General features: G+C 42.8%; 7 protein-coding genes and 3 pseudogenes. 5 read left to right on the top strand and 5 right to left on the bottom strand.

Translation table 11 applies throughout. The features are described 5' to 3' along the window. Window positions 1–104 precede the first annotated feature (104 nt). From VB740_RS34450 to VB740_RS34440, 3 genes are all read right to left on the bottom strand, one after another. Window positions 105–1,739, bottom strand: a complete 1,635-nt coding sequence (locus tag VB740_RS34450; protein ID WP_323204304.1) for an iron ABC transporter permease — start codon at window positions 1,737–1,739, stop codon at window positions 105–107. A gap of 103 nt (window positions 1,740–1,842) precedes the next feature. Further along, on the bottom strand, window positions 1,843–2,853 hold the full coding sequence (locus VB740_RS34445; RefSeq protein WP_323204303.1) for an iron ABC transporter substrate-binding protein: 1,011 nt from the start codon (window positions 2,851–2,853) through the stop codon (window positions 1,843–1,845). A 342-nt stretch (window positions 2,854–3,195) separates the two neighbouring features. After that, window positions 3,196–4,836, bottom strand: a complete 1,641-nt coding sequence (locus VB740_RS34440; protein ID WP_323204302.1) for an iron uptake porin — start codon at window positions 4,834–4,836, stop codon at window positions 3,196–3,198. A 441-nt stretch (window positions 4,837–5,277) separates the two neighbouring features. Here VB740_RS34440 and VB740_RS34435 point away from each other — a divergent pair, with 441 nt between their 5' ends. From VB740_RS34435 to VB740_RS34425, 3 genes and pseudogenes are all read left to right on the top strand, one after another. After that, window positions 5,278–5,406, top strand: a complete 129-nt coding sequence (locus VB740_RS34435; RefSeq protein ID WP_323204301.1) for a hypothetical protein — start codon at window positions 5,278–5,280, stop codon at window positions 5,404–5,406. Window positions 5,407–5,667: 261 nt separating this feature from the next. Next, window positions 5,668–6,852: pseudogene (locus tag VB740_RS34430) on the top strand (ISAs1 family transposase). A gap of 20 nt (window positions 6,853–6,872) precedes the next feature. After that, a pseudogene (locus VB740_RS34425) lies at window positions 6,873–6,992 on the top strand (ATP-binding protein); the annotation flags it as partial. A 41-nt stretch (window positions 6,993–7,033) separates the two neighbouring features. On the opposite strand, the pseudogene VB740_RS34420 reads toward VB740_RS34425, so the two are convergent. Then, window positions 7,034–7,270, bottom strand: a pseudogene (locus tag VB740_RS34420) (efflux RND transporter permease subunit); the annotation flags it as partial. Between the two features lie 55 nt (window positions 7,271–7,325). Then, window positions 7,326–7,766 carry an anthrone oxygenase family protein gene (locus VB740_RS34415; protein ID WP_323204300.1) on the bottom strand — a complete coding sequence of 147 codons (441 nt, stop codon included), beginning with the start codon at window positions 7,764–7,766 and terminating at the stop codon, window positions 7,326–7,328. 200 nt (window positions 7,767–7,966) lie between these two features. Between VB740_RS34415 and VB740_RS34410 the strand changes: the two genes are divergently transcribed. Both VB740_RS34410 and VB740_RS34405 read left to right on the top strand, forming a co-directional pair. Beyond that, window positions 7,967–8,434, top strand: coding sequence for a MarR family winged helix-turn-helix transcriptional regulator (locus tag VB740_RS34410; RefSeq protein ID WP_323204299.1), 468 nt, complete (start codon window positions 7,967–7,969; stop codon window positions 8,432–8,434). Between the two features lie 14 nt (window positions 8,435–8,448). Further along, on the top strand, window positions 8,449–8,604 hold the full coding sequence (locus VB740_RS34405) for a hypothetical protein (protein WP_323204298.1): 156 nt from the start codon (window positions 8,449–8,451) through the stop codon (window positions 8,602–8,604). Window positions 8,605–9,075 lie beyond the last annotated feature (471 nt).

The raw sequence follows: 9,075 nt of genomic DNA, 5'->3' as shown, positions 1-9,075 counted from the left end.
CCCCCCCTCTCCCCCCCGCCCCCCTCCCCCCCCCCCCTCCCCTGCCTCCCCTGCCTCCCCTGCCTCCCCTGCCTCCCCTACCTCCCCTGCCCCCCCTGCTCCCATCAATCAACCTCTCTTTGCAAACTACGGCGCACTTCTGGGATGAGTTTTTGATGGCTATTTTGAGATAAAACCAAGAACGTAGAACTAATAGAAATGACTAACATGATTAATGCAGCCACCGATGCTTGACTGTAAGAAACATTTTCTGTTGCCTTCCAAATTTGAGTAGCTAGGGTATTAAAGCCAATGGGAGCTAACAACAAGGTTACAGGTAATTCTTTAATTGCTTTGAGAAATACTAATGCTGCTCCTCCTAAAATCCCAGGTGTTACCAGTGGTAAGGTAATTTCTCGGAAAGTTTGCCCTGGTTTTCTGCCTAAACTCCGGGCTGATTCTTCTAATTGGGGATTGACTTGCAGTAGTGAACTCCGCACAGTTCCCACAGACTGGGAAAGGAATAACACTAAGTAAGCAAAGACGAGCATCGGCAAGGTTTGATATAACCAAGGCAAGTAATTTGCTCCCCAAAATACCAGTGAAAAGGCAACTACAATCCCAGGTAAGCCAAAACCAATGTAAGTAGAGCGTTCAATAGCTGTTGCGATGCGGCTAGGAAAGCGTACAGCTAAGATGGCGATGGGAATAGCGCAGCCAGTAGCGGCGATCGCTGCCAATCCAGCAGCTATGATTGAGTTCCAAGCTAGTTGTGTAAATTGTGACCAAGCAAAAATTTGCTCTGCATCTGGACTAGTTAAACCTTGTACGAACCAGAACAAGGTAACAGCAACAGGTAATAATAAACCCAAGCTAGTGATACCTAAGCAAAACAAAATTGCTGGGATTTTCCACACACCCAGAGTTGTTAACACTGGTGGAGAGTAAGATTTATTACTGCGACTATAGTATACAGCCCGCGATCGCGTTTTATATTCCAGCCACAACAACAGCAACACCAAACCCACTAGCATTAAAGCCAATGTCGCCGCCTGATGGCGATCAAATGTATATCGGTATTGCAAAAAAATTGCTCGTGTAAAGGTATCAAACCGCATGACAGAAGTTGTACCAAAATCCTGCAAGGCATTGAGAGCTACTAATAATCCTCCCGCGACGATGGCGGGACGTAATGCAGGTATTGTCATCAGCCAAAAAGTTTCCCTTTGATTCCAGCCTAAACTTCTGGCCGCTTCTTCCATTGAGGGATCGATGCCTTGCAAGCCAGCATGGACACTCAGCAGTAAGTAAGGATAGGAGAACAGAGTTAGTCCTAAAATTGCCCCAGTCCAGCCATAGATTTCTGGTAAAGTTTCCACCCCTAGAGGTTCTAGCCAGAGTTGTAACCAGCTACCTTTGGGGCCAAAAGCTGCAATTAAGGCAAAACTGCCTACATAGTCTGGTATGGCTAAGGGTAGTGTTGTTACCATTAACCAAAATCGCCGCCAAGGTAAATCTGTTCGCAGCGTGAGAAATGCTAAAGGTAGTGCGATCGCTGTTGCTAATATAGTGCTTGCTACAGCTACCCCCACACTATTAAACAAAATTTCCAGTATGCGCGGACGCAATATTAAATCTAATAACTCTTTCCCACCCACAGCAGACATCCGCATGACTAAATAAGTCAACGGCAATGCGATCGCCACAGCTATTAATCCAGCTGTAATTACCAATAATAATGGTGGATGGGATTTAGTCATTGGTCATTGGTCATTTGTCATTTGTCATTTGTCATTGGGCATAAAGAAAAGACAAGGAAGAGACTTGTCCCCTTGTCTCCTTGTCCCCTTACCTCATGCCTATTTACAACAAATCAGCTTGTTGAATTAGTGAGATTGTTCCTTTGAGATCCGATAATTTACTTAAATCAAGATTGGGCGGTTGCAATTGCTTGAGGGGTAATTGCTTTTGCGCTACCGCGATACCTGTAACTAATGGATATTCGTAAAAATTCTCAGTGATGAACTTTTGGGTTTGTGGCTTGAGCATATAAGCCACAAACTTTTCTGCATCACTCTTTTGATCAGTAGTCTTCAGGACTGCTAAACCTGCGACGTTAATTAAAGCTCCTGCATCACCTTTTGTATGGTGGATAGCGACTGGAAAATTAGGATTGGTTTTGGTAAACCGATACAGATAATAGTTATTGACTAATCCCAGAGCGATTTCTCCCCTTCCTAAAGCTTCTACGATCGCACTATTTTTAGGGTAGGCTTTTGCACCATTGGCTTTCATGGCTTTTAACCACTCTAGGGTTTTTTGGTCGCCTTCCATCAGTCGCATTGCAGTGACAAAGGAAAGAAAAGAGCCGTTTGTAGGGGCCCAGCCAACTTTACCGCGCCATTTGGAATCGCTCAGTTGCAATACACTTTTGGGCAGTTCACTGGTTTGGACAAGCTCAGTATTATAATCAATCACCCGCGCTCTTCCTGAAATGCCAACCCATTGTCCTGAAGAAGAACGAAATTGCGGATCAACTTTGTTGAGTAATTGGTTAGGGAGAGGTAAAGTCCGTGCTTCTCTGGTTATAGCTCCTAATGAACCGGCATCCTGAGCATAAAATATATCAGCACGGCTATTTTTGCCTTCTTCTATGAGAGCGATCGCTAGTTCTGTAGAATCACCATAGCGGACTTCAATATTTAGCCCCAAATCTTTCTTCGCTTTCTCAATCAGGGGACGCATGATTTCTTCATCCCGTCCTGAATAAATTGTTAGTGTTTTTGGGGTATCTGCTACTGCAATTCCAACTCCCCAACCCAAAAACACAGCAGTAATTGCACCAAAGATTTGCCGCACTTGATGTGAAACCATTAACTAACCTCGGATTCCAGATTCAGGATTACAGGTCAATTCATCTGACCAAATTTTGTCAATATTAATCACCTATAAAAGATTAACCGTTGATTTTGGTAAGGATAGGTTACGTCAAAGCACTGTGCAAGTTAAATGTAGAACATCAAAAGGTTAAGAAAACTTGCTCATGCCTGTTACTCAGCCCTATTGATCGTTGATGGGCAAGAAACTAGGTCTTTAAACCTCTCCCTGCCTTGAACTAAAGTTCAAAGCTGTCCCTCTCCGGCTCGGAGAGGGACGATTTTGCGTAGTAAAATCAGGGAGAGGTCTTTTTGATTGAGCTTAAGCAAAAACTTTGGGTTAGAAAGTAAAAGTAGTACGCACTACTCCCAGATAGATATTAGAGTTGTTGCTGTTACCTTCAGGATTAAAGATGGTGATTAATCCTGGGGTAATAGCAATATTGTCATTGAGCTTATATCTATAAAAAGCCTCTAAATGATAGGAGATATCATCGTCTTGACGGCGATTATTATCACTGACGAATTGATTGTCAGCGACGTAAGGCGGTACACCAAAGACAATACCACCAAAATTTCCTTTCCTACCAAAATCAGGAAAGCCTAGCTGAACGGCCCAGTTCCAAATATCTGCATTACTCCTAGCAACGGCTGTATTTTCAGCTTGGGCATTGGCGTAACTGCCCCAAGCAGTGATGGTAAACTTAGGACTAAGTTTGTAATTTGCAGTCACACTATAGTTATTTACCGAAGTTCGCGCCCCGTTGAATGGGTTGTTAGCAAAACCAGTGCCAGTGCTACCAGTGACTCCGCTACCATCAGTGTAATAGGCGTTGACATAAGTAAAAGCCAAACTTAATTCTGAGGTTGGTTGGAAAGTCAGTTGCCCTAATGCAGAGTAACTACCATTAAACATGCCTCTACCGTTAGCGGGGTCATTACCAACACCCGATGGCACAACGTAACCAGCAGTTAAGGTGAGAGCATCATTGAACTTTTGATTAATAATGATACCCGGCCCTTCTGCTGCTCGATAAATTGGGTTATAACGCCCAAAACGAGATAGCGCACCGGAACCACTAGAATCAAAGTTGCGACTGAGAGCAGGTACTTCATCAATGTATTCCAACCCTTCAGTTGCGATGTTGAAGGTTGTGGAGTTGCCTACAGGGAAACGGTAAAACAGAGCTGATACGCTGACATTGTTGGATTCATTGCCATCAAATCCTAAACGAGTTTGGTTAGTACCAGTTACGGCTGTATTGAATGAAGTGATATTTCTCGCTTGTAACCTAACTCTGAGGCGGTCTTTACCAGTGAAGCTACTATCAAAGTTTAACCGGACGCGATCGGCAAAAATCACATTTTCATCGAGTTCTGGTCTGGTATCACCACGATTTTGAGCATCGGTGTTGATTGCTCTATCGGAGCCAAATGCACCAGCCAGTGCAAAAACTGCTTCTCCCCGCAGTTGAGTAGTTATGGAGAATTGTTGCGACTCTAAAGTGGCGCTACGAGCTTCTAGAGCATCTACTCGACCTCGCACAGTTTGCAACTCAGCAGTATACTCTTCTTGTAGCTTTTGCAGCGTTGCGATGTCTTCTTTGTTCACCAGATCAGCCGTACTAGTAGCTATAAGTTGATTTATCTGATCTAAACAAGCATTCAAACCAGCAGCAAACTCATAGCGAGTCAAAGCACGATTACCCCGATAAGTTTGGTTAGGATAACCTGCAATGCAGCCGTATCGCTCAACCAGGGATTGCAAAGCTTGAAAAGCCCAGTCTGTAGGTTTGACATCAGAAAGTTGTGAAACTGAAGTTACTTGTCCGAGATTCTCAGCACTGCTAAAACCGGACGGTTGATTAGTTGTAGGTGCTTGGTTTAAAGGTACTTCAGAACCCATCGCTGGTAGCGCAATCATAAATAAGCCCAAAATCGTTGGACTAAATAACAAAGAATTCAACCAAAACTTCTGCACGAATGTACCCTCACACCTGGTAGAAATTAGTAAAAAATCAATTTTATAACATTAGAATTTCTGCTAATTGGCAAACCACAAATATTATCAAGATTCATTTAATTAAGCTGTGAATTTAGCCTTTATTTCAGAGATAGTAATGTTATACAGGTAAAATCAATCTTCTATAAGAAAAATTGACCAAATCGACTTTAACAATATCAAAGCATAACTGTGTATCACAATCTAGAGATTGTTTTGAAATAAAAACAATTGTCTTTTGTTTACCTATTCTTAACTAAATAGATATTGATATATTAAAGATTATCTGTATTGTTAACTTAATCAATGGCCAGGGTAAGATCATCTAATTTGGTATAAATTGTACTTGACAGATTAGATCAAAGAATGGTGGTTCAAAAGACATAATGTATTGCTATGTAAATCTCAAAAAATACTAAAATGTCTCAGGGGTTTGAAATGGAATCTGGCGATGCCAAAAATACTTCTGGTAATCAGCGAAAGCAAATAGAAGTGCCAGAAATCGGAGATATTGAGCAGAGCTTAGTCCAGCAGGGTAAGCTCATCTAATTTGGTATAAAAATTACTTGACAAATAAACAAAAACAAGCATAAACAACTGGATAAAAAATGTACTTGACATAGCAGGAATAGAAGTGAGATGACGGGAATATGCTCACCCTTAAAACTCCAGGAATGAAGCTTTATGTCTGTTCGAGGAGCGTCTCTAAGAGTTGGATTTAAAACAGTTGCGGCTATAGCCAAGAAAAGTAATCCTCATCAGCCAAAGCCTAAAGAAGTAGCATCCATTGAAGCTATATAACAGAGTTTATTGGAGAATTTTGGACAGATCAAAGACCCAAGAGTAGAGCGAACAAAGAAACATCACCTCACAGATATTTTGCTGATTGCGATTCTAGCTGTGATAGCTGGAGCGCAAGGATGGGAAGACATAGAGAATTACGGTATCAGTAAGCAAAAATGGTTAGAAGAGTTTTTAGTATTACCAAACGGAATACCCGACGCTCAAAGACTCGCTACCGCTTCGCTATCGGATGACACCTTCCGACGGGTATTTGAGTTTATTAACCCAGAAGAATTGAATCGTTGTTTCTTGAGATGGATAGAAACCCTGGTGACAAAGATGGGAGCGGAGATAATTCCCATAGACGGAAAAACTATTAGGGGTTCTTACGACCGAAATCAACATAAATCAGCGTTGCACCTGATTAGTGCCTGGGCAAGTGAACAAAATTTGGTATTAGCACAGATGAAAGTGGAAGATAAATCGAATGAGATTACAGCTATTCCCGGATTATTAAAGTTACTAGATATTACAGGCTCTATCATCACGATTGATGCAATGGGGACTCAAACCGAGATTGCCAAGAAGATTATCGACAAAAAAGCAGATTACGTTCTGGCACTCAAGGCTAATCACCCCACTCTGTATCATCAAGTAGAACAATGGTTTGAAACAGCATCTGCACAAAATTTTCAAGGTATTGATCTTAGTTAGGACCAACGGATTGAAAAAGGACATCATCGCACACAAATCCGTCAAGTTTGGTCTGTTCCAGTTTCTGCACTTGGTGAACTTTACCAACCCCGAATCTGGGCTGGACTCCAAAGCTTGGTTATGGTTGTTCGGGAGCGTCGTCTTTGGGACAAAACTACTCGTGAGGTTCAATTTTATCTAACTTCTTTACACAGTGATGCTCAACTTTTAGGTCGAGCTATCCGCAAACATTGGGGTATTGAAAATCAGGCTCATTGGACGCTTGATTGTACTTTCCGTGAAGATGCTTGCTGCATTCGCTCTTTCCATAGTCCCCGGAATTTTGCTCTTTTACGACGCATTGCTCTCAATGCCCTCAATCGTGAACAAACTTACAAACGTAGTCTCCGACAAAAAATGAAACGGACTGGTATGGATAACGATTACATGATTCGAGTTCTCAATTCCGGTTTCATTGACTCTACATTAGATTCCTCTCAGCCCTTATGTCAAGCCTAATTGAGATGCTCTTACCCTGGGGAACTGGGCTAGGATTAGCTATTAGTTATCAAATTATTGTTGATAAACACAACGGTAATATCAATTGCTCATCAACCTCTGGACAGGCAACTAAATTTATGATTACTCTGCCCATTTAGCCATTAAAATTCGTAATTTTACAGTGATGGACGAATCAGCTCTAATGGCTGGCTCTATGGCTACTGCGATCGCCTGAAAAATCATGCAACAGTGCCATCAATGCCGGAACCACAGTCGGGGTAAGGATTGTGGAAAACGCTAAACCTCCGGTTAAGGCAATTCCTAGACCTTGATACAGTTCAGATCCCTGTCCTGGAAAGATTGCCAAGGGAATCATGCCCAGGACGCTCGTACCTGCTGACATAAAAATGGGACGGAGGCGATCGCGTGTCGCATTATTGTCAACATTGGATTCCTTCGTGTGAAAATCACTCTTTTAAGACCGCATAGGATTATTCAGCCTGACCACGTAGATACCGTGCAGGTGTTTCACCTAAAACAGAAAGCAGCAGCGTGCTGAATGCGGCTAGATGACAAAAAAATCGTGCTAGGTGCGAATATTCCCACTGGTAGCGAAGTTGTTCCCAGTTTGCCGGAATGGCCTCAGGCGTTGCACTACGAATGACCCTGTTTGCGGGTTCTGTGAAGGCAAAGAAAATTACTGGAAATGCCAGCAGCATAAATGCGATCGCCAGCAGCGTCAGTTGAAAGGCAGGACGACGTTTACGCACGAGGACAGCCAAAGCGATCGCTGCCAGGGGTGCAGCAAATTCAATAAAGGCGCCTATATTGGGTGGCCCAAATGCTACATAGAGGCTGTTTTGAATTGCAATGTATTGTGATGCAGAGTACTGCATTTTTGCCGGAAGTTCTAGCGTATGGCACAGTGCCATTCCTGTGACTAGGGCAGACAGGATAAGGGTGATGAAACGCCAAGTTTTTACAAGCATTGTGAATCCTCCTAAATGAGGCTCTCATTTGCCAGTTAAATAGCATTGCTGAATTCAGCCATAATTAAAGTATGACTATTTATTGTCATTTTGACTATTTATTGTCATTTAATAAGTGTCAAATTTTGTAACTAACAACGCTGATGGCAAAACAGACAGTCAACCGAACCCCCGCAGGGCAGGCGATCGAGAACTTAATCGTTGAGATTGTGGCAACCTTTTTTCTGCTGCGGGCAGAAGGAATGCAAATTGGGGTGGTTTCATCCTCTGGAGAGGGCTACTGGAGTGTTTTGCGACTGCTCAAGGTGAATGGCGCTCAAACTGTGCCGCAGCTAGCCCGATATCGTTATGTTCCCCGCCAAAGTGTCCAAAAACTTGCAAATGAAATGTTAGCAGATGGTGTAATTGAGTTGGTGAATAATCCAGCCCACAAGCGATCAAAACTTTTGCGCCTCACACCGAAGGGAGAAGCCGTTTTTCAAGAATTGAGCGATCGCATTGCCGCTCTTTCTGAAACTCTTGCAAAACAGAGAGATACAGCCCAATTAGAAAATGCGGTGTCTGTCATCAAACACCTGCACGAACAACTCAGAGCGATGTTGGATCAATAGATATGGTCTGTTATATGCTTGTATCTGGTCGCACCATAAAAGCCCGTGCAGATATCGGTTTAAAATGGAATCAGTCAAGCGGCGTGTACGAGGTAATACACGACAGTTATGAAACAGTTCCGAAGTTAGGGCAAGACTTTTTTACCGATTCTCCATCAATCGTAGCGTAGGCGTAGCCCGCGGCAGGCATCGCTGCCGTGAATGCCCTGTTGTACAAATTCATCTATTTATGCAAATCCATGCATAGCAAGCTTTCTGGCTTTTTCTAACCGTCTAACTCACGTTGAATTAATACCTCTGAGCAAGCAAGTTGATGCTCACAAGTCTATTCTGTTTGAAAGTATGCTTAAGTACAATGCAAATAGTGGTATTACGTAAATAAGCCGCTTTGTAAAAAATTTTATTAAGGAAAAGCAAGGGAGAATTGATGCGATCGCAGCCATAGAGAATTTTCTAAAGGCTACCCAAAGCCGATTTAATACCTGGCGTTGCATTTACATCAGACATCTTGCAAAAGTAACTTTTGCAAGATGTTGGGGAAAGGTTAAAGGGTAAGGGGGAATGGCACTAAGAAAAGCCCAAAGGCTTGTGTCGCCTTGTTCCCAGCCTGGAGGCTGGGAATGTATTCAAAAGAGGCTCTG

Origin of the sequence: Nostoc sp. UHCC 0251 (genome assembly GCF_034932245.1) — a bacterium.
Lineage (GTDB): Bacteria > Cyanobacteriota > Cyanobacteriia > Cyanobacteriales > Nostocaceae > Nostoc.
The sequence above is the reverse complement of the archived record's forward strand: the minus strand, read 5'-3'. Positions and strand labels throughout refer to the sequence as shown.